Source organism: Methylobacterium sp. D48H, assembly GCF_053345715.1.
The window spans coordinates 62,814-81,961 of record NZ_JBKFAP010000018.1 but is presented as its reverse complement, the minus strand read 5'-3'; the positions used below and the strand labels follow the sequence as shown (position 1 = coordinate 81,961).

Here is a 19,148-nt window from a genome sequence, read left to right as displayed (position 1 = left end):
CGGCGCTCACGACGCGCCGCGCCCGCTCACTCGGCGAGCACGAAGGCGAGGCCGAGGATCGCCACCAGCAGAGCCCCGCCCGCGAGCTCCTCGCGCGGCTCCTCTGCGAAACGCGCGGACCGGCTCGCGCTGGCGATCCCAGCTGCGGCGAGCCCGATGATCAGGAAGCCGAGGCCGAGCAGATCGGTCGTCTGAACGGACGGTAGCATCGGTGGTCCTCCGTCAGAGGTGCCTCTCACCCCTCTGGCCAAACCCAGTGCGCCTCGACATGGGCGATCAGCCCGAGCGCGTGATCGCGGACGAGGATCGCGGCCCGATCCGCGTCGCGTGCCTGCAAGGCGGCGATGATGGCAGCATGCTCGCGCATCGAGTCCTCGAGCCTCCCGGCCCGATGGAGGAAGGCCGACCGGATCGCCCGCATGTGGATGAACAGGTTGGTCGTCATCTCGACCATCAACCCGCAGCCGCCGAGACGGATGATCGTCCGATGGAAGTCGAGGTTGGCCTCGTCGTAGGCCTTCAGATGGTCGGGCAGAGTCGCGATATCGAACGCCTCGAAGGCCCTGCCGAGCGCGCGGAGATCGGCATCCTCGGCGTTCCGTGCGGCGGCATGGGCCGCCATGCCTTCGAGCGCGGCCCAGACGGTGATCATCTCGACGATCTCGCGCTTGTTCTTGCGCGTTACGAAGAGGCCGCGGCGCGGCACCGTGGACACGAAGCCCTCCCGCTCCAGGAGCGTCAGGGCTTCCCGGACCGGCGTGCGGCTGATGCCGAGATCCTGCGCGATCTGGTGTTCGTGCAGCCGGATCTGCGCCGATCCGGCGTAGAGATCCATCGCCAGGATCGATTGCTTGATGCTGTCGTAGGCCTGTTCACGCAGACTCAGGGTCTGTCCGATCGAGGCTAGACCCAGAGAGGTCTCGGAAGGCTGCAGCACAGTCGAACTCCGGGAACGCGAGAATGGATTCTGGCCTCAGGTCCTGGAATGGCGCCGAGCGCGGCCGGGCTATCGCGTGAGAGCGAGGCGCCAGGACAGCCGCCCCTCGCCCGATCGTCGATGCGCGCCCGAACATGCGCGATCGTCCGCGGCGCCCTGCGTCTCGACGAGACGGTCTCCGTGCGGGCCAGCTGCCCGGTGCTGGCCGACCCGACTCCGGAATTCCGGAGCCGGGTCGGGGAGGCTTCGCCCCGGCCGCGGAGCGGCCGGGGCCGTCGCTCAGGCGTGGGCCAGCTTCATCGCCGGAGCCGCCGCGTCGTTGTTCGCCGCGTGGTGCTGCTTGAGCATCGGCCGCAGGACCGCGATCGCCAGGACGGCGGCGATCAGGTCCATGGTCGCCACCGTGTAGAGGACGGTCGCCCAGGTGCCGGTCGCCTGCATGATCAGGTTGCCCACCGGCACGAACAGCGCGGCGAAGCCCTTGGCGCAGTAGAGCACGCCGTAGATCTTGCCGATATGCTTCGAGCCGAAGGTGTCGGCGGCGGTGGCGCTGAACAGCGAGTAGACCTCGCCCCAGGCCAGGAACACCACACCGGACAGGATCACGAAGGCCCACGGGTTGGAGCCGAAGTAGCCCAGCGCCACGATGCCGATACCCTCCATCGCGAACGCGATGAACATCGTCTTCTCACGGCCGATCCGGTCCGAGACGAACCCGAAGAGGGGGCGCGAGATGCCGTTCATGATCCGGTCGAGCATCAGCGCGAAGGGCAGCGCGGCCATGGCGAAGAAGTACAGGTTGACCTGGAAGTTCTTCACCCCGAGATCCTGCGCGATCACGCCGAGCTGGGCCACGGCCATCAGGCCGCCCGTCACCGTGCAGGTGAACATCAGCAGCATCACGTAGAACACGGGGGTGCGCAGCGCCTCGCCCAGGGTGTAGTCGCGCCGCGACTGCAGGACCTTGGTGGAGAACGGCACCTGATCCTTGCGCGGGGCGCGCATGGCGATGGCGGCGGCGATGATGATGGCGCCCTGGATCAGGCCGAAGACGAAGAAGGCCTGGGCGTAGTTGCCGCCGTCGATCATCTTGGCGATCGGCAGGATGGTGAGCGCCGAGCCGGCGCCGTAGCCGCCCGCCGTGAGGCCGACCGCGAGGCCGCGCTTGTCCGGGAACCACTTGAGCGCGTTGTTGACGCAGGTGGCGTAGACGCAGCCGACGCCGATACCGCCGGCCACCGAGCCGAGGTAGAAGCCGCTCAGGCTGGTGGCGTAGGAGTTGATGACCCAGGCCAGGCCCGTCATCAGACCGCCGAACATGACGACGCGGCTCGGACCGTACTTATCGATGAAGTAACCCTCGATCGGGGTCAGCCAGGTCTGGACGACGACGAAGATCGTGAAGGCGACCTGGATCGCGGCGCGGTCCCAGCCGAAGGTCTTCTGAATCTCGGGGACGAACAGCGTCCAGGCATACTGGATGTTCGCCGCTGCAACCATGCAGATCACGCCGAGCACGATCTGCAGCCATCGATTTGTACTGGGTACTGCCGTAGCCGGCGTGGCATTTGGCATGGCCATGAGCTTCCTCCCTCATTCCTGCGCTGACATTCAGCGGCGTGCTATAGGATTGGCGTGCACGCCGACGAATTCCTTGCCCGCGCCGGAACCTTATGTCGGGTTCCGAAATTGGCACGGCGGCATGCATTATTCTGTGTGCCAGGAACGTATGGCAAGCAGAATAATTCATCCGTTTCGGCCGAGAATTCGGGATTAGAGGGCGATCTCGCGCGTGCTAACGGATCGCGCGGCCGGCCGCCGCTCTCGCGGGCGCCCGTCCTCGGTGTGCCGGCGCCATCTGAGACCCGCCCCGCGGCGTCGGCGCGATCCCCAGCTTTGAGGATCGGACGACGTGATCGCTCGGCCCTGAACGGCACCGATGCAGACGATCGGCCCGGATCGGAGGGATCGACGGGCGACGCGGACGGCGGCGCCGGGTCGCGGGGCGCGTCAGGGAATCAGCTTGCCGGGATTCATGAGGTTCCGGGGGTCGATCGCGCGCTTCAGGGTCCGCATGAGGCCGAGCGCCTCTGGCCCGTGCTCGCTTTCCATGAAGCGCATCTTCTTCTGGCCGATCCCGTGCTCGCCCGTGCAGGTGCCGCCCAGGTCCAGCGCGCGGGCGACGAGCCGGTCGAGGAAGCCGGCCACCGCGGACATCTCCTTGGGGCTGTCGGCATCGACGAGCGGCAGGGTGTGGAAGTTGCCGTCGCCGACATGGCCGGCGATCGGCGCCGTGAGCCCGGTCGCGGCGATGTCGCGCTTCGTCGCCTCCACGCATTCCGCGAGCCGCGAGATCGGCACGCAGACGTCGGTCGACATGTTCTTGATCGTGGGGCCCGGCCGCAGCGCGACCGAGGCCCAGTACACGTCGTGGCGCGCCTGCCAGAGGCGCGCGCGCTCGTCGGCCCCGGTCGCCCAGTCGAACGGGCCGCCGCCGAGATCGGCGGCGATCTCGCCGAACCGCTCGGCCTGCTCGCGCACGCCCGCGTCCGTGCCGTGGAACTCCACGAGGAGCAGCGGGGTCTCCGGCAGGGCGAGCTTCGAGTAGCGGTTGCAGGCCGCCACCTGCACCTCGTCGAGCAGCTCGATGCGCGCGACCGGGATGCCGGACTGGATCGTCAGGATCGTGGCGTCGCAGGCCGCCTTGATCGAGGGGAACGGGCAGATGCCCGCCGAGATCGCCTCGGGGATGCCGTGCAGGCGCAGCGTGACCTCGGTGATGATCCCGAGGGTGCCCTCCGAGCCGACGAGGAGCCGGGTGAGATCGTAGCCGGCCGACGACTTGCGCGCCCGCCGGGCGGTCGTGACGATGTCGCCGTTCGGCATCACCGCGGTGAGCCCGAGCACCGCGTCCTTCATCGTCCCGTAGCGCACGGCGTTGGTGCCCGACGCCCGCGTCGCCGCCATCCCGCCGATCGTGGCGTCCGCCCCGGGATCGATGGGGAAGAACAGGCCGGTGTCGCGCAGGTACGCGTTCAGCGCCCTGCGGGTGACGCCGGCCTCGACCGTGCAGTCGAGGTCGTCGGCATGGACCGCGCGGACGCGGTTCATCGCCCCCGTGTCGATCGAGACGCCGCCGAACGGCGCGTTGACGTGGCCCTCGAGGGAGGTGCCGACGCCGTAGGGCACGATCGGCACGTCGCGCTCGGCACAGGCGCGCACGACGGCCTGCACCTCCGCGGTGGAGTGCGGGAAGACCACGAGGTCCGGCGGCTCGCACGGCGCCCAGGTGAGCTGGTTGGCGTGCTGCTCGCGCACCGCCGGGCTCGCCGTCACCCGGTCCCCGAGCACGGCCCGCAGGGCCTCGGCGAGACCCGCGATCGTCGCCGCGTCCGGGCGGGTCCGCGGGGCGGGAACGGGGGCGTTCATGGGCTGCTCCGATGGGCTCGAACTGGGGCGTCGCCGGGGACGGCGCCGGGGACGGCGTGTCCCGGGGGGGGGCGCGGCCCTGCGACATGGCCTCCGCCGGGAGGACCTAGCAACGCGACCGTAGGTCGATCGGCGGCCGCCCGCCACCCGGGCGCGGCGGGGCGGCGGCGCTGCCCCCTCCCCCCGGGTCGCGTTCACCCGCCGCGTCTGCCCCGCCGCGTCTGCCCCGCCGCGCCTACTCCGCCGCCCGCGCGCCGCGCGCCGCGGCCTGCTCCAGGTGCCGGTCGTGGGTGAGGCAGAGGACCGTCACCATGGCGGCGAGGCCGGCCGCCGCGATGAGGAGGAGGCCGCCCGTGAAGGTGCCGGTGGCGTCCTTGATCGCGCCGACCGCGTAGGGCGCGGCGAAGCCGGAGAGGTTGCCGAGGGCGTTGATGATGGCGATGCCGCCGGCCGCCGCGGCGCCGGACAGGTAGGCGGTGGGCAGCGTCCAGATCACCGGGAGGCCGCCGAAGATGCCGAAGGCCGAGACGCTGAACAGGGCCATCTTGGCGTAGGGATCGGAGACCAGCGCCGCCGCGGCCGTGCCGCCGGCCGCGAGCAGGAGCGCGAAGGCCGCGTGCCCCTTGCGCTCGCCCCTGCGGTCCGAGGAGCGCCCGAGGGCGAGCATGCCGACGATCCCGATCGCGAAGGGGATGAGGCTGACGAGACCCGTCTGGACGTTCGTGAGGTCGAAGCCCTTGACGATCTGCGGCAGGAAGAAGCTGAGCCCGTAGAGCAGCGCCACGTTGCCGAAATACACGAAGGCGACGGCGAGCACGCGCCGGTCGAGGAGCGCCTCCGCGACGCTGTAGCGGCGGGCGGATTCGCGCGCCCGCCGCTCCTGCGCGAGGCGCTCGGTGAGCCACGCGCGCTCGTCCTCGGGCAGCCAGGCCGCCTGCGCCGGCCGGTCCGTCAGGAACGCCAGGACGATCCCCGCGAGGATGACGGCGGGCAGCGCCTCGAGGACGTAGAGCCACTGCCAGCCCTTGAAGCCCCAGACCCCGTCGAGGCCCAGCAGCGCCCCCGAGACCGGCGAGCCGATGACGCTCGAGAGCGGGACCGCGGCCATGAAGGCGCCGATGATGCGCGCGCGGTAGCGCGCGGGGAACCACAGCGTGAGGTAGAAGATGATGCCGGGGAAGAACCCGGCCTCCGCGGCGCCCAGCAGCAGGCGCACGGCGTAGAAGCTCTTCTCGCCGACGATGAAGGCCATCGCGCCCGACAGGAGCCCCCAGGTGAGCATGATGCGGGCGATCCACACCCGCGCCCCGACCCGCTCCAAGATCAGGTTCGACGGCACCTCGAAGACGAAGTAGCTCAGGAAGAAGATACCGGCCCCGAGCCCGTAGGCCGTGGCGGAGATGCCGAGGTCCCCGTTCATGGTCAGCGCGGCGAAGCCGACATTGACCCGGTCGAGGTAGGAGATGAAGTAGCAGGTGATCAGGAGGGGCAGGAGCCGCCTGCTGACCCGCCGGATGGCGCGCGCTTCCACATCCATCGTCGCCCCCTCGAGGATCCGGAACGGACGCCGGGCGCCCGATCCGACCGGGCCTCCGGTCGGTTGGCGGGAGACATAGCCGGGCCGTCGGCGGCCCGATAGGAGCGGACGCGGTGCGGCGGCGGGCGCCTACGCGCCGGGGCGGGATCCGGCCCCGCCGCGACCGAGCGCGTCGAGCAGGAGGTCCGCGACGGCCCGGGGCTGCTCCTGCTGAACCCAGTGCCCCGCCCCCGCCACGAAGTGGCAGCCGACCAGGCCCGCGCCGGCGGCCTCCTTCATGCGCTCCAGCGCGCCCGGCGCCTGGAACGGGCCCCAGTCGCGCGCCCCGGACACGAACAGGAGGGGGACCTCGATCCGCCGGCCGGCGAACCGCGCGAGGTCGCGGTCGATGCTGCCATCCATGCGGCACCGGTAGCCCTGGAGCGCGCCCTGGAAGCCGGAGCGCGCGTACTCGGCCGCGTAGACGGCGAGTTCCGCCTCCGTCAGCCAGGCGCAGTCCGCGCCGCCCCGCTCCGGCATCTCCGGCGCCACGGTCGCGGGCATCGTCCGGCCTTCATCCATCACGTAGTAGGTCGGCATCTCGGCGAGGGCCTCGGCCGTCCAGCCGGCGAGCGCGCGGGGTCGATTGTCCGGCCAGTCCGCGCTCTTGTGGTGGAAATAGGCGCGCAGGAACGCGGCGAGGCCCTGGGGACTGCGCTCCATGTCGGCGGCGGCGCGGCGCGTCGCGTAGTAGCGGTGGTAGTGCGTGCGCGGGCGCGGCAGGGCGGCCAGCGCCGCGTGGATCGGGTCGTCGGCCGGCGTCCGGAGGCCGCGGGCCAGGGCGTCGAGCCCCGGCGCCCCCGCGAAGGGCGCGCTCATGAGGGCGACCATGCCGAAGAGATCGGGCCGCGCCAGGGCGCAGTAGCCGCAGACCCAGGACCCGTAATCGTGTCCGACGAGCGCCGCGACCCTGTCGCGCTTCAGGGCGCTCATCAGGCACAGCAGGTCGAGGAGAAGGTTGTGCAGCCGGTAGGGCGCGAGGTCGTCCGCGAAGGCGACCGGCGCGTCCGCGGTGCGGCCGTAGCCCCGGAGGTCGGGGGCGACGACGTGGTAGCCCGCCGCGGCCAGCGCCGGCATGACCTTCCGCCAGGAATAGGCGATCTCGGGGAAGCCGTGCACCAGGAGGATGAGCGGGCGGTCGGGACCGCCGTCGCCCGCCTCCAGCACGTGCATGCGCAGGCCGTTGACGCCCTCGACGAAGCGGGCGCGGATTCCGGCCGGGAGGGCGGCCGGATCGAGCGGGGGCAGGACGTTCGTCACCATGGGCGCGCGCTCCCGTGCCGATTGTTCGACGGCCGCCGAGCGTACACGCTCCGCGATCCGACCGCGAAATCCGACCCGCGCGCATCCGGCCCTGCCCCACCTCCGCGCCCGGTCGGCGCGCCGCCGAACCGTCAGGCGGTCAGGGCGGCGCGGGCCTGCCGGTGCCCGGCCTCGGCCCGCCACGCGTCGCGCTCGGCCTCCAGGCCCTGGATCCGGGCATGGAGTTGCCCGGCATCGATGGCCGTCTCCATCAGCATGTCCTGCGCGCTGGCGAGCTGCTCGCGCAACTCGGAATTCTCGGTCACGAGGGTCAACAGGATCGCCGCCACGTCGTCGCCCATTCGTCCACCTGCCTCACCGTCCGGGGTCGCGGCTGGTAGGACCGGCATGGTTACCGCTCCGGAAAGGATGGCGGCCGGGCGCCCGCGCCGAGGCCCCTGTCCACAGCCGGATGGCACCGGCCGCCGGGAGACCGCCCGCGGGGCGCCCCGTCTCAGCCGCAGGAACAATCGTCCGTGCGGGAAGATGCCGTCATGCGCACCCCGCGCGAACGGAGCTGCTCGCATGTTCATGAAGCTCGACCGCCTTCAGGCCGAACTGCCACAGCCGAAGAAGCCCGATCCCAACGCGGCGGCCGCGCTGCAGGAGCTGCTCGGCGGCAAGTACGGGGAGATGTCGACCCTCGGGAACTACATGTTCCAGAGCTTCAATTTCCGCAACAAGTCGAAGCTGCGCCCCTTCTACAGCCTCGTGTCGAGCATCTTCGCCGAGGAACTCGGGCACGTGGAGCTGGTCTCGACCGGCATCGCGATGCTCAACAACGGCCCCGGCGACGACACCGAGGAGGTCGACGTCTCGAAGGCCCCGTTCCACGACATGCAGGACATCCGGCTCGCCGGCAGCTTCCTGAGCAACGGCGGCGGCGCGACGCCGGTCAATTCCAACGCGCAGTCCTGGAACGTCGACATGGTGACGACGACGGGCAACATTATCATCGACCTGCTGCACAACTTCCACCTGGAGTGCGGCGCGCGCCTGCACAAGCTGCGCGTGTACGAGACCCTGAAGGACCCGACCGGCCGCGAGGTCTGCGGCTACCTGCTCGTGCGCGGTTCGGTGCACGCGCACGCCTACGCGCTGGCGCTCAAGAAGCTGACCGGCGTCGAGATCGAGAAGATGCTGCCGACCCCGAACATCGTTCTCGACAAGATTCCGGAGTGCCAGAAGTATCTGCAGGAGGGCTCGCACCGGCGCCTCTACCGCTTCAGCCCGGACGACTACAAGGAAGCGGCCGGCGTCTGGTCGAACGACGAGGTCGCGCTGCCGGGGGATCCGCCCGGCAACCTGGAGGTCGTCGACGGCCTGCCGGAGGGCGGCAAGATCCCGGAACTCGACGGCAATTACGGGGCCTTCGCGCCCAACTACGCCCCCGAGGAGATCTTCGAGATCGCCAGCAAGCTCTACAAGAAGGGGCGCTGAGGCGCGCTGAGAACCGGGCAGGGCCCCGCGGTCTCAGAACCGCGGGCCGCGCCGTCCCCGGTCAGTACCAGTCGTCGTCGTCGGCGGGCGATCCCGGCGGGAGGGGGCCGTCACCCATCACGCCGGGATCCCCGTAGTTGAACGGAGGTCCGTCGAAGCCGACGACACCGTCCGGATTGTCCGGCGTCACGTTGGGGTCGACCTTCAACTCGGTATCCTCGCGCCCGAGCCGTTGATCGAGGCGATCCATGCGCTTGAGATCCTGCTGGATCGGGATGTCCTGCTGGGCCTGCGCGACGATCGCGGGACTTGCGAGGGCGAACACCAGCGCGGCGACGGTCAAGCGTGTCATAGCAATCGGCCCTTCGCGTCCCGGCGCGCTCCTGAAGTCGATGCATACCGTGGACGGACCACCGAGCATAGCATTGACGGCCGTCAACACTAATCGCGCGTGCATGTCGACCGGGCGCGCTCGGCGAATGCGCGTCGCCGCCCGGCCCGACCGGATCGAGATCTGCCTTTGCGCCGTGAGACGCGCCCTCCTCGCCAGGCATCATGCGGGCACCGTACAGGCCTCGTGCAGGTCAGATCGCGGAAGGCCGGCAATCCTGCGGGCGCCGGGCCTGACCGGTCAGCGCGGCTGGCGGCCGGCCGGGCCGGCGACGTGCGGGCCGGCGGAGCGGTCGGCCGGCACGGGCCGGTGGTAGGTGACGGAGATCTCGGGCAGCATCACCGCGGTGACGTCGGACAGGCCGTGGCGTGCGGCGGATCCCTGCGCGGAGGCGGGCGTCGCGAGGGCGGCGGCGAGGGTCGCGGCGAGCGCGGCGGCAGCGAACAGGCGGACGGTCATGGCAAACCTCTTCTGACTTCGGCACGAAGTCATCCGGTCAACTGTCGCGAGTGAGGAAGATCGTCGTTCCGGCGGTCTTGATCGCCTCGGCTCTGTCGGGCCGAATGTCATCCTTCAACATGGATGTTAGGCCGGCGGTTGCCGCGAATGCGTGCGACGCCGCACAATCGTCAGTATCGGATCGAGCGCGAGGTCTCTTCGTCGCGCCGGACCGGCCCCTTTTGGGCGCGCCCGGCACCGCGGCTCGATCCGGCGCGGCGATGGCCGGCATCCGCGACTCGCGGGCGCGCCGGGGCGCTCCCGCCGGGATTTCGTGGACGGACGTTCGCTTTCCGTACTCATGTGGCATCGGAGTGGCAGCCGGCGCGCGACGGCTCCGCTACGGTGCGGACGTCTCCCTGAGGCGCCCTAGATGCTCATCCCCGCCCCGACCATCCGCCGTCTCCTCATGCTGGGGCTCGTGCTCGTCGCCCTCGTCGCGCTCGCGGACGGCGTGGCCCGCCACGAGTTGCGCACGGCCGCGCGCGCGATGACCCTCGCCGACGCGGCCCCGCAGACGGAGCGCGCGTCGGATGAGTAGACGCTCGCCCCTCGCGGCCGGCCTGACGCTCCTCGCGGCCCTGGCGGGGGCCGAGCCCGCCGCGGCGCTGGCAGCGGAGCCGGCCGACCTGCCGGCCTGGAGCGGGCGTGGCACGGCTGCGTCCGCGAGGCCTTCGACCGGCAGCCGGCGCACCGGAGCAGGCCCAGCCGGGAGCGGGGCGCCCTGGACGCGTGCAAGCCCCAGGAGGACGCCTACGTGGCGGCCCTGATGGCCGCCCGGCCGATCGACGCGAACCGCCCTGCCCTGGCCTGGGCGCGGACCTGGATGGCCTACGTGGTGGATCCGCTGAGGGACTGGATCGCCGCGCTGCATCGCTGAGCCGTCCCAGCCGCGGCCGGGCGGAGGTCGGGCGCGGACGGCCATCCGCGCGGGGCGGGACGCCTGCAGATCTCACGCAGCTCTACCGAAGGTGCGCTCCGAGCATTCGCACCAGTATTGTGCATCCCTTTCCGATGTTCGCGCGTTCCAATCTCGAACCGGCCGATATTTCGGTGCGATTGTCGACATAGAGGAGGCGCGAATGCTGCGCGGTGGATTGCTGTGGCTGCTGGGAATCCCGCTGCCGATCATCCTGTTGCTGTATTTCCTCGGCGTGTTCCACTAGGTCGAGGCGGACAGTCGTCGTGCCCTACACGGTCGAGATCACCACGCCGCCGGTGCGGATCGACGGCGCCGAGCAGGCCTCACGGATGTATCAGCTGCCGGACCCGTTCAGCACGCTGGCCGAGGCCAAGGAAGCGGCGATCGCGCATATCGGGGGTCTCGGCCTCGATCCGGCCGGCATCCTCTACACCGTCTTCGATCGCGAGGGTTTCACGGTCGCCTCCAACGCGGATCAGGGCGCGGGGGCTGGATAGAGCGGGCCGGCGGATCAGGGTCCCGTCCCGCTCTGCGGGGCCCTCCGAGCCCGGAGGCGGCCTCCCAGCCCGCCTCCGGCCGGTGCGCGGCCCGGGATCCGTGCGCGAGCGGTGGCCCTGCAGGTGTTCCGGGACACGCCGGACCTGAAAGCTTGGGCGTACATCGGGATCACACCGCGAACACAGTCGCGAACCCGATGGAGACGACGATGACCTGGACCAACCGCATTGCCCTGGCCGCGACTCTGATCGCCGGCGCGGTCGCCCTCGTGACCTACGCGCAGGCCCTCAGCCTGCCGGCCCATTTCGCGTGAGCGAGACGGGCCCGGCGGCCGTCTCGCTGACCGTCGCCGCCTGAACGCGCGCCGAACGGTTCCGCGGTGCAGCGTGACTCTTCGCACCGCACGCGCTCGGCCGATGCGGCATCATCGTTGCAGTCGGTGATCCCGGCGGTGATCCCGGCGGTGATCCCGGGTCTCGCCCGAGACCCGCTGCTCGATGAGAGGCGTGCACGACATGGTCCTGAAGGGCTTCTCCTACGCGATGATCGGCGCCTTCCTGGGCGGCCTCGCGATGACGGTGACCGGCTCGGCCGGGGTGCTGATGGGCTTCTGAGCCGCGGCGGTCCTCGGGGCCGCCCGGGCGACGGACTGCCCGAACGGACGGCGTGAGCGGCGGGGCGAGAGCCCCGCCGTTCCCGTATGCGGACCCGGACGATGCCGCGGTTCGGATCGAGGCCGCGCTCACGCGACCGGGTCATCCCATCCGATGGCGCGGCGCAGGAAGGTGAGCCCCAGCGCCCGGAACGCCGCCGTCTGCTCGCTGTCCTTGCCGGCGCCGTGCCCGCCGGTCGCGGGCTCGTAGAAGGCGACGTCGCAGCCGAGGACGCGGAGCTTCTGCGCCATCTTCCGCGCGTGGCCGGGATGGACGCGGTCGTCGCCGCGGCTCGTGGCCAGCAGGATCGGCGGGTAGGCCCGCCCGGCCTCGGCGGCGTGGTAGGCGGAGATGCCGGACAGGAACGCCCAGTCCTGCGGGTCGTCCGGATCGCCGTACTCCCCGATCCAGCTCGCGCCGGCCAGGAGCTTCGTGTAGCGGCGCATGTCGATCAGCGGGATCGTGCAGGCCAGCGCCCCGAACCGCTCCGGGTAGCGGGTGAGCATGTTGGCGATCAGCAGGCCTCCGTTCGAGCCGCCCTCGGCCGCGATCCGCCCCGGCCGCGTCACGCCGCGGGCGACGAGATCGGCGGCCACCGCGGCGAAGTCGTCGTGCGCCCGGGCCTTGCCCTCGCGCCGGCCCGCGTGGTGCCACCGGGTGCCGAACTCGCCGCCGCCGCGGATGTTGGCGGTCACGCAGGTGCCGCCCCGCTCCAGCCAGAGCTTGCCCAGCACGGGCTGGTAATCCGGCAGGCGCGAGAGCCCGAACCCGCCATAGGCCGTCAGGTAGACGGGGGCCGCACCGGTCTCGGCCTCCGGTCCGACCTGGACGTAGGGCACGCGCGTCCCGTCCGCCGACCGGGCCTCGTGGCGCGTCACCCGGACGCCGCGCGCGTCGAAGGCCGGGGGCGCCCGACGCAGGACGGCCGGGGCATCGAGCGCGGGCGGGAAGGCGAGCAGCGCCGGCGGCGTCACCGGATCCTGGGCCAGCGCCAGCAGGGCTCCGTCCGCCCGCTCCGGATCGCCGTCGAGGGGCCAGAGATGGACGGAGCCGAGGGCGGGCAGGCCGGCGAGGGGCCGCTCGGTCCAGCCGCCCGGCCCCGGCTCGAAGACCCGGTAGGTGGGACGCAGGTCCTCGAGCACGTCCACGATCAGCCGTCCGGCCGACCAGAACACCCTCTGCAGGGCGAGCCGCGCGTCCGGCTGCCAGAGGACCGTGAAGGCGCGGCCTCCCGCCAGCAGGTCGGGGAGCGCGATCGCCAGCACCGTGTCGGTGTCGTGCGCGACGCCGTCCACCGTCCAGGGCCGCCGCAGCCGCACGGACAGGTGGTCGCGGTGCAGCTGGACCCCGGCATGCGTGGGCAGGTCGAGGCGCGCGCGCAGGCCGCCGCGATCGCCGATATGGACAGCCGCGTCGAAGAAGCCGAGCTGCTCGACGACCGTGATCCGCTCGGTCCCGGCCTGCCGGTCGGACGCGCCCCAGACCGCCATGCTGGTCTCGGCGGTCTCGAACAGGACGGACGCGTCGCGCGGGTCCGTGCCGCGCGGCCAGAGCCGAACGGTGCGCGCGTAACCGGACCGCGTGGCCATGCCCGGGCCGAGGGCGCTCGACAGGAGCACCGTCTCGCGATCGAGCCACGTCGCGCCGCCCTTGCCCTCGGGCAGGACGAAACCGTCGGCCACGAAGGTGCGGGTGTCCAGATCGAACTCGCGGATCACGGCCGCGTCCTTGCCGCCGCGGCTGAGGCGGACGAGGGCGCGATCGAGCGCGTCCCTGAGGATCGTCGCCCCGGCCCAGACCCAGTCCTCGCCCTCCGTCGCCGCGAGATGGTCGAGATCGAGCAGGATCTCCCAGTCCGGGACCGCGGCGCGGTAGCCGGCCGCGTCGACGCGCCGCCACAGGCCGCGGGGATGCGCGCCGTCCGTCCAGAAATTGTAGAGCCAAGTGCCGAAGCGCTGGACGAACGGGATGCGGTCCGGCCGGTCGAGAAGCGCGCGGGCGATGTCGCGGTCGCGGAGGAAGCCGGCATCGCCGTAGCGGGCGAGCGTCTCCGCGTTGCGCGCCTCGACCCAGGCGAGCGCGTCGGGCCCGTCGACCTCCTCCAGCCAGAGGTACGGATCGTCGTCGGGCCGCGCGAGGGTCGGCCTGGGGTCGGGGTGGGGGTCGGTTGCCGCGGACATCAGTGGGAGCGTAGCCCCTGCGCGCCACCCTCGATAGGCGCGCGGCATTCTCCCGATGAGCGGTCAATCGTCTCGGACGCGCAGATGTTCGCACGCCTCGCGCAGGTGGAAAGGACGATCCAGACACGCGGATCAGGACGTTTCCGCATGCGGGCGGCCGATCCCCCTCCCGAACGTCGCCTCCGCGCGCGCCGTCGACTCGGCCGGCAGGCCGCGCAGGTCTCTCGGGCGCATCTATACTTATCTTTCCAGCACCATTCGGACCATATCAGATCTTTGACTGTTTTCGTTTTTATCAAATCAGCACATATGCCTTGCATTCGCACCGATCATGGTATTCAATGATGGTTCTGTCGCGTACGGTCTGGTTCGTGCTCTGAGTCCCCATGGCCTTACCGGGGGTCGCTGCGATGCGCGTCGTCGAACAGGGGTTGCGCAGGTCTCGGCTCGCCGAGGCGGCGATGGTCGGCGTCGCGGGCGCCGCCGTCCTGGTCTCGGGTTGTCTCGGCACCTCGCCCGGATGGGCGGTGGACGCGGACGCGGTCGTCGGGACCTGGCGCCTCGCCGCGGCCACGCGCCGGATCGTGGACACGGGCGAGACCATCGACGCCTACGGCGGCCCGAAGCCGACCGGATGGATCCATTACGGCCTCGACGGGCGCATGATGGTGGTCTGCGCCCACGAAGGCCGAGAGCGGCCGATCGCCAACGACAAGATGTCCGACGCGGACCGGATCAAGCTCCACAAGACCTTCTTCGCCTATGCCGGGACCTACCGGCTCGAGGGCGACCGGATCGTCCACGACATCGACACGTCCTGGAACGAGGCCTGGACCGGGACCTCCCAGGTCCGGCACGTCGCGCAGGAGAACGGGCGGCTCGTCCTCACGACGGTGCCGTTCAAGTTCAACGTCGACGGCAGGATGAGCGTCATCACGCTCACCTGGGAGAAATACCCTTAGCCCGCCCCCGCAGATCCTGTGCCGTCACGCTCTCATCAACCAGAACATTTCACGATGGAGGAAGACATGCTGCGTCCCCACGTCCTGCACGCGACCGTATTCGCTGTCGCCCTGATGACGCCGAGCCTGTGCCGGTCGGACACCGTCCAGGCCGACGCGCAGAGCGCCGCGAGCCAGTGGGACGCGGCGTATAACGGCGGCGACATGGACGCGCTGGCCAAGCTCTACACGCCCGACGCGATCGTCGTCACGAAGGGCGCGCCGCAGACCAGCGACGGCATCCAGAAGTTCTTCGCCGGGCTGAAGGCGAAGGGATGGGACGAGCACAAGACGACGGTCAAATCCGCGCTGCCGAAGGACAACCTGCTCATCGTGTCCGGCCGCTGGGAGATGACCGGCCCCGGGGACGGGGGCGCGAAGAAGAAGTTCGAGGGCAACTGGGTGAACGTGCTGGAGAAGCGCGACGGCGCCTGGCGCACGGTCCTGCACACCTGGAACTGATCGCTCCGCCCAGCCGGGGGACGGCCGGGCGGAGCGCCTCCCGGTCTCAGTGGATCGGGCGCGGAACCGTGCCCCGCGCCCGGGCGGCCGGGCCGCCCTCGGCCGGCGCGACGCCGGCCTCCAGGCTCTCCAGGCTCTGGCTGCGCGGCTCGACGCCGAAGGCCGCGACCGCCACGATCTGCAGGGCGAGCAGCCCGATCATCAGGCCGGTCACGCCCGCGATGCCGTAGGCCTCGAACAGGGTCACGACCAGGAAGGGCGTCACGATGGTCGCCCCGCGCCCGACCGTGTTGCACAGGCCCGAGGCCCGCAGGCGCACCTCGGTCGGGAACAGCTCGGGGATGTAGATCCCGAACAGCAGGGCCACCAGCACGTAGATCGGCACCGTCAGCCCGAACCCGACCAGCGGCAGCAGGACCGGGTCCAGGGTCATCGGGTAGAGGATCCCGAACAGGATGGCCGTCGCCGAGGCGCCGATGATCGTCGGCTTGCGGCCCCAGCGGTCGGCGGTCAGGGCGCCGATGGCGCTGCCCACCGGCGCGCCGAGCCCCATCAGCAGCGCGTAGCCGAAGGAGGTCGCCACCGAGAGGCCCTGCCGGATGAAGAAGGTCGGCAGCCAGGTCACGAAGCCGTACAGCAGGGTGTTGATCACCACGAGGCACAGGCAGCCCAGCAGCAGGCGCGACAGCAGCGGCGGCCGGAACAGGGCGGCGAGCCCGAGCTGCGTGACGGGCGCGGCCGCGGCGGCGGGCGGCAGGGGCGCGCCGCGGGCCGCCTCGGCCTCGATCGCGCGCATCAGCGCCTCGGCCTCGGCGTGGCGCCCCACGGCCTCGAGCCAGCGCGGCGATTCCGGCAGGCTCTTGCGGGCGTACCAGACGGCGAGCGCCCCGAGGCCGCCCAGCGCGAACATCGCCCGCCAGCCGAAGGTCGGGATGATCAGGTAGCCGATCAGGGAGGCGGCCGGCAGGCCCGTGACGACGAACACCGCCATGAGGCCGAGGAAGCGCCCGCGCGAGCGTGCCGGCACGAACTCGGTCATGGTCGAGTAGCCCACGACGTTCTCGGCCCCGAGCCCCACGCCCATGATGAAGCGCAGCACGATCAGCACCGTCATGTTGGGCGCGAAGGCCGCCCCGATGGCGGCCAGCCCGAAGACCAGGAGGTTCGCCTGGTAGGTGAAGCGGCGCCCGTAGCGGTCGCCGAAGAAGCCCGTCAGGAACGAGCCCGCCATCATCCCCACGAAGGTGGCCGAGACGAACCACGCGTTCTGCGGCAGGGTCGAGAAGCCGCTCTTCAGGGTCGCGCCGAGCACGGTGGCGGCGATGTAGATGTCGAACCCGTCGAAGAACATGCCGATCCCGATCAGCCACATGATGCGGCGGTGGAACGGGCCGATCGGCAGGCGGTCGAGGCGGCCTCCGGCGTTGACCGCCTGGCTCACGGCTTCGGACATGGGGCGTTTCCTTCCTCGGGTTCGGGGCCGGCGCGGAAGGGGCCCGTCTGGCGCGGACCTCGCATCCCCCGCGCCGCCGGTCGTCAGTTCAGGCGGCGCTGGCCGGCCGTGTCGCGGTACCAGTCGAAGGGCCCGTCGCCGGTGGCGACCATCACGCTCTTCACGTCGAAATGGTCGTTGAAGCTCTCGATCCCGCACTCGCGGCCGAGCCCGCTGTCGCCGACCCCGCCCCAGGGCGAGGCCGGGTCGAGGCGGTGGTGGTCGTTGATCCAGACGATGCCGGCCTTGACCGCGTGCGCCACCCGGTGGGCCCGGGCGACGTCGCGGGTGCGCACGGCCGCGGCGAGGCCGAAGGGCGAGTCGTTGGCCAGCCGGAGCGCGTCGGCCTCGTCCTCGAAGCGGGTGACGCTGGTGAAGGGCCCGAACACCTCCTCCTGGAAGATGCGCATGTCGGCGGTGACGTCCGCGAACACGGTGGGCTCCACGAAGTAGCCGCCCTCGAAGCCCGGCACCCGGCCCGCCCGCCCGCCCGCCACCGCGCGGGCGCCCTGGTCGCGGCCGTAGCCGGCATAGGCCAGCACCCGCTCGCGCTGGCGCTCGGAGATGACCGGCCCGAGCTGGGTCGCCGGGTCGAAGGGGTCGCCGAGGCGGATCGCGGCGGTCTTGGCGGCGAGCCGCTCCACGAACTCGTCGTAGATCGAGGCCTGGACGAGGTGGCGGCTGCCGCAGACGCAGGTCTGGCCGGCGCCGATGAAGGCGCCGAAGGCCGCGTAGTTCACCGCCCGCTCGACGTCGAAGTCGTCGAACACCATCACGGGGGTCTTGCCGCCGAGCTCCATGGTCTGGTGGGCGAAGACCTTCGCGGCGGCCGAGCCGGCGATCCGGCCGGCCTCGGTGCCGCCGGTGAGCACGAGCTTGTTGATGTCGCCGTGCTCGGCCAGCGCCTTGCCGGTCGAGGCGCCGAGCCCCAGCACGATGTTGAACACGCCCGGCGGCAGGCCGGCCTCGGTGAAGATCTGCGCGAGCTTCAGGGTCGTGAGCGGCGTGTACTCGGAGGGCTTGACCACCGTGGTGCAGCCGGTGGCGAGCACCACCGCCAGCGACTTGCACAGGATCATCAGCGGGTGGTTGAACGGCGTGCAATTCGCCACCACGCCGATCGGGGTGCGGCGGGTGTAGTTGAGGTAGTTGCCCTCGACCGGGATGACGTCGTCGCGCCGCGCCAGCGCCACGCCCGCGAAGTAGCGGAAGAAGTCCGGCAGCCGCGAGAGCTGCGCCCGGGTCTCGTTGACCGGCCGGCCGTTGTTGGTGGTCTCCAGCCGGTAGAGCGTGTCGAGGTTGGCCTCGAACGCGTCGGCGAGCCTGTTCACCAGCCGGGCGCGCGCCCGGATGTCCATCCCGCCCCATTCCCGGCCCTCGAAGGCCGCCCGGGCCGCGCGCATCGCCCGGTCGACGTCGGCCGGCCCCGAATTGGGGATCCGGGCGATCACCGCGCCGGTGGCGGGGTTGCGCACGTCGATCAGCGCGCCGTCGCCGGCCTCGACCTCGCGCCCGTCGATGAAGTTGCCCCGTGTCTCGACGGTCGGTTCCGGCGCGTGCAGGGTCATGGCGTCTCTCCCGTGTCGGGTCCGTTGTCGGGCCGGGTCGGGCCCGGTGTCGTGTTCCACCGCGTCCCTCGGCTCCGCGCCGGGCGCGACCTCGTTCAGAGGACGATCGCGCTGCGTTCCAGGGCGGTCAGGATGCGGCGCTCGGCCTGGGCGACGTGCGCGCGCACGAGGCGGCGCGCCCCGCGCCCGTCGCGGCGCTGCACGGCGTCGATGATGGCGGCGTGCTCGTCCACCAGCTGCGCCGGGTCGCGCCCGCGGATACCGTCGAGGCTGACCCGGACCAGCCGGTCCGCCTGCTCGACGAGGTCGCGCACGGTCGCGGCCATGCGGCGGTTCCCCGACGCCTCGGCGAGGGCGATGTGGAAGGCGCGGTTCTCCGCGATGAAGTCGGCGCCGTCCGCGACGGCGCGGAACGCGTCGAGGGACGCCAGGACGGAAGCGGGCGCGCCGGCCGCGGCCTCGGCCGCGCAGGCCGGCTCCAGGGCGAGGCGCATGCGCAGCAGATCGCGCGCGTCCGCCACCGAAATCGCGTTGATCTGATATCCCTGACGCGCGTGAACCGTGACGAGCCGCTCGCGCTCCAGGCGCAGCAGCGCCTCCCGGACCGGCTGCCGGCTCACGGCGTAGCGCTGGGCCAGTTCCTGCTCGCGCACCTCCGCGCCGGGGCGCAGGACGCAGGCCAGGATGTCGGCGCGGATCGCCGCGTAGATGTTGTCTCGGAGCAGCACGCACGGCCTCGTTCGATCGACACATGCTGCCATTCGTGAAATATCACGTCAACCGGATTGCGAGCGAACGC

At 71.4% G+C, this 19,148-nt stretch carries 19 protein-coding genes; 6 read left to right on the top strand and 13 right to left on the bottom strand.

The window, feature by feature from the left end; genetic code table 11:
* Positions 1-26 precede the first annotated feature (26 nt).
* From ACLBX8_RS23365 to ACLBX8_RS23335, 7 genes are all read right to left on the bottom strand, one after another.
* Positions 27-209, bottom strand: a complete 183-nt coding sequence (locus tag ACLBX8_RS23365) for a hypothetical protein (RefSeq protein WP_020095869.1) — start codon at positions 207-209, stop codon at positions 27-29.
* A gap of 26 nt (positions 210-235) precedes the next feature.
* Complete coding sequence (locus ACLBX8_RS23360) at positions 236-937, bottom strand: GntR family transcriptional regulator (RefSeq protein ID WP_020095868.1); 702 nt, start codon at positions 935-937, stop codon at positions 236-238.
* 279 nt (positions 938-1,216) lie between these two features.
* The gene (gene oxlT, locus ACLBX8_RS23355) at positions 1,217-2,518 is read right to left on the bottom strand and encodes an oxalate/formate MFS antiporter (RefSeq protein ID WP_091682085.1); all 1,302 of its coding nucleotides are present in this window, start codon (positions 2,516-2,518) and stop codon (positions 1,217-1,219) included.
* Between the two features lie 429 nt (positions 2,519-2,947).
* Positions 2,948-4,366, bottom strand: coding sequence for an FAD-binding oxidoreductase (locus tag ACLBX8_RS23350; protein ID WP_447715796.1), 1,419 nt, complete (start codon positions 4,364-4,366; stop codon positions 2,948-2,950).
* Between the two features lie 235 nt (positions 4,367-4,601).
* Positions 4,602-5,903 (bottom strand): MFS transporter, encoded by a 1,302-nt coding sequence (locus tag ACLBX8_RS23345; protein WP_447700313.1) that lies wholly within the window; start codon positions 5,901-5,903, stop codon positions 4,602-4,604.
* A 129-nt stretch (positions 5,904-6,032) separates the two neighbouring features.
* Positions 6,033-7,205, bottom strand: a complete 1,173-nt coding sequence (locus ACLBX8_RS23340; protein WP_447700314.1) for an alpha/beta fold hydrolase — start codon at positions 7,203-7,205, stop codon at positions 6,033-6,035.
* Between the two features lie 131 nt (positions 7,206-7,336).
* A complete protein-coding gene (locus ACLBX8_RS23335) occupies positions 7,337-7,546 on the bottom strand; it encodes a hypothetical protein (RefSeq protein WP_020095863.1) in 210 nt (69 codons plus the stop codon).
* A 223-nt stretch (positions 7,547-7,769) separates the two neighbouring features.
* On the opposite strand from ACLBX8_RS23335, the gene ACLBX8_RS23330 reads away from it, so the two are divergent.
* Positions 7,770-8,684, top strand: a complete 915-nt coding sequence (locus ACLBX8_RS23330; protein ID WP_010685278.1) for a manganese catalase family protein — start codon at positions 7,770-7,772, stop codon at positions 8,682-8,684.
* Between the two features lie 61 nt (positions 8,685-8,745).
* Here the strand turns inward: ACLBX8_RS23330 and ACLBX8_RS23325 are convergent, their stop codons facing one another.
* Positions 8,746-9,036 (bottom strand): hypothetical protein, encoded by a 291-nt coding sequence (locus ACLBX8_RS23325; RefSeq protein ID WP_026605349.1) that lies wholly within the window; start codon positions 9,034-9,036, stop codon positions 8,746-8,748.
* 279 nt (positions 9,037-9,315) lie between these two features.
* Positions 9,316-9,534, bottom strand: coding sequence for a hypothetical protein (locus tag ACLBX8_RS23320; RefSeq protein ID WP_020095860.1), 219 nt, complete (start codon positions 9,532-9,534; stop codon positions 9,316-9,318).
* A gap of 412 nt (positions 9,535-9,946) precedes the next feature.
* Between ACLBX8_RS23320 and ACLBX8_RS23315 the strand changes: the two genes are divergently transcribed.
* The 3 genes from ACLBX8_RS23315 to ACLBX8_RS23305 all read left to right on the top strand — a co-directional run bounded on the left by ACLBX8_RS23315 (position 9,947) and on the right by ACLBX8_RS23305 (position 10,992).
* Positions 9,947-10,114: a hypothetical protein gene (locus ACLBX8_RS23315; RefSeq protein WP_020095859.1), complete on the top strand. Its 168-nt coding sequence runs from the start codon at positions 9,947-9,949 to the stop codon at positions 10,112-10,114.
* A gap of 216 nt (positions 10,115-10,330) precedes the next feature.
* Entirely contained in the window at positions 10,331-10,453 is a 123-nt protein-coding gene (locus ACLBX8_RS23310; RefSeq protein WP_331297492.1) for a hypothetical protein, read from the top strand.
* Positions 10,454-10,758: 305 nt separating this feature from the next.
* Positions 10,759-10,992 carry a hypothetical protein gene (locus tag ACLBX8_RS23305; protein ID WP_020095857.1) on the top strand — a complete coding sequence of 78 codons (234 nt, stop codon included), beginning with the start codon at positions 10,759-10,761 and terminating at the stop codon, positions 10,990-10,992.
* A gap of 743 nt (positions 10,993-11,735) precedes the next feature.
* Here ACLBX8_RS23305 and ACLBX8_RS23300 read toward each other — a convergent pair.
* Positions 11,736-13,826, bottom strand: a complete 2,091-nt coding sequence (locus tag ACLBX8_RS23300) for a prolyl oligopeptidase family serine peptidase (protein WP_447700315.1) — start codon at positions 13,824-13,826, stop codon at positions 11,736-11,738.
* 410 nt (positions 13,827-14,236) lie between these two features.
* Here ACLBX8_RS23300 and ACLBX8_RS23295 point away from each other — a divergent pair, with 410 nt between their 5' ends.
* The gene (locus ACLBX8_RS23295; RefSeq protein WP_447700316.1) at positions 14,237-14,788 is read left to right on the top strand and encodes a lipocalin-like domain-containing protein; all 552 of its coding nucleotides are present in this window, start codon (positions 14,237-14,239) and stop codon (positions 14,786-14,788) included.
* A 66-nt stretch (positions 14,789-14,854) separates the two neighbouring features.
* Positions 14,855-15,289, top strand: coding sequence for a YybH family protein (locus ACLBX8_RS23290; RefSeq protein ID WP_020096170.1), 435 nt, complete (start codon positions 14,855-14,857; stop codon positions 15,287-15,289).
* 46 nt (positions 15,290-15,335) lie between these two features.
* On the opposite strand, the gene ACLBX8_RS23285 is transcribed toward ACLBX8_RS23290, so the two are convergent.
* The 3 genes from ACLBX8_RS23285 to ACLBX8_RS23275 all read right to left on the bottom strand — a co-directional run bounded on the left by ACLBX8_RS23285 (position 15,336) and on the right by ACLBX8_RS23275 (position 19,077).
* The gene (locus ACLBX8_RS23285) at positions 15,336-16,742 is read right to left on the bottom strand and encodes an MFS transporter (RefSeq protein ID WP_447700317.1); all 1,407 of its coding nucleotides are present in this window, start codon (positions 16,740-16,742) and stop codon (positions 15,336-15,338) included.
* Between the two features lie 83 nt (positions 16,743-16,825).
* The gene (locus ACLBX8_RS23280; protein ID WP_447700318.1) at positions 16,826-18,349 is read right to left on the bottom strand and encodes an aldehyde dehydrogenase; all 1,524 of its coding nucleotides are present in this window, start codon (positions 18,347-18,349) and stop codon (positions 16,826-16,828) included.
* A gap of 95 nt (positions 18,350-18,444) precedes the next feature.
* Positions 18,445-19,077 carry a GntR family transcriptional regulator gene (locus ACLBX8_RS23275; RefSeq protein ID WP_020096173.1) on the bottom strand — a complete coding sequence of 211 codons (633 nt, stop codon included), beginning with the start codon at positions 19,075-19,077 and terminating at the stop codon, positions 18,445-18,447.
* Positions 19,078-19,148: the final 71 nt, after the last annotated feature.

Coding starts and splice junctions, on each gene's coding strand:
- ACLBX8_RS23365 (WP_020095869.1), bottom strand. CDS start 209: ATGCTACCGTCCGTTCAGACGACCGATCTGCTCGGCCTCGGCTTCCTG.
- oxlT (WP_091682085.1), bottom strand. CDS start 2,518: ATGGCCATGCCAAATGCCACGCCGGCTACGGCAGTACCCAGTACAAAT.
- ACLBX8_RS23350 (WP_447715796.1), bottom strand. CDS start 4,366: ATGAACGCCCCCGTTCCCGCCCCGCGGACCCGCCCGGACGCGGCGACG.
- ACLBX8_RS23345 (WP_447700313.1), bottom strand. CDS start 5,903: ATGGATGTGGAAGCGCGCGCCATCCGGCGGGTCAGCAGGCGGCTCCTG.
- ACLBX8_RS23340 (WP_447700314.1), bottom strand. CDS start 7,205: ATGGTGACGAACGTCCTGCCCCCGCTCGATCCGGCCGCCCTCCCGGCC.
- ACLBX8_RS23335 (WP_020095863.1), bottom strand. CDS start 7,546: ATGGGCGACGACGTGGCGGCGATCCTGTTGACCCTCGTGACCGAGAAT.
- ACLBX8_RS23330 (WP_010685278.1), top strand. CDS start 7,770: ATGTTCATGAAGCTCGACCGCCTTCAGGCCGAACTGCCACAGCCGAAG.
- ACLBX8_RS23325 (WP_026605349.1), bottom strand. CDS start 9,036: ATGACACGCTTGACCGTCGCCGCGCTGGTGTTCGCCCTCGCAAGTCCC.
- ACLBX8_RS23320 (WP_020095860.1), bottom strand. CDS start 9,534: ATGACCGTCCGCCTGTTCGCTGCCGCCGCGCTCGCCGCGACCCTCGCC.
- ACLBX8_RS23315 (WP_020095859.1), top strand. CDS start 9,947: ATGCTCATCCCCGCCCCGACCATCCGCCGTCTCCTCATGCTGGGGCTC.
- ACLBX8_RS23300 (WP_447700315.1), bottom strand. CDS start 13,826: ATGTCCGCGGCAACCGACCCCCACCCCGACCCCAGGCCGACCCTCGCG.
- ACLBX8_RS23295 (WP_447700316.1), top strand. CDS start 14,237: ATGCGCGTCGTCGAACAGGGGTTGCGCAGGTCTCGGCTCGCCGAGGCG.
- ACLBX8_RS23290 (WP_020096170.1), top strand. CDS start 14,855: ATGCTGCGTCCCCACGTCCTGCACGCGACCGTATTCGCTGTCGCCCTG.
- ACLBX8_RS23285 (WP_447700317.1), bottom strand. CDS start 16,742: ATGTCCGAAGCCGTGAGCCAGGCGGTCAACGCCGGAGGCCGCCTCGAC.
- ACLBX8_RS23280 (WP_447700318.1), bottom strand. CDS start 18,349: ATGACCCTGCACGCGCCGGAACCGACCGTCGAGACACGGGGCAACTTC.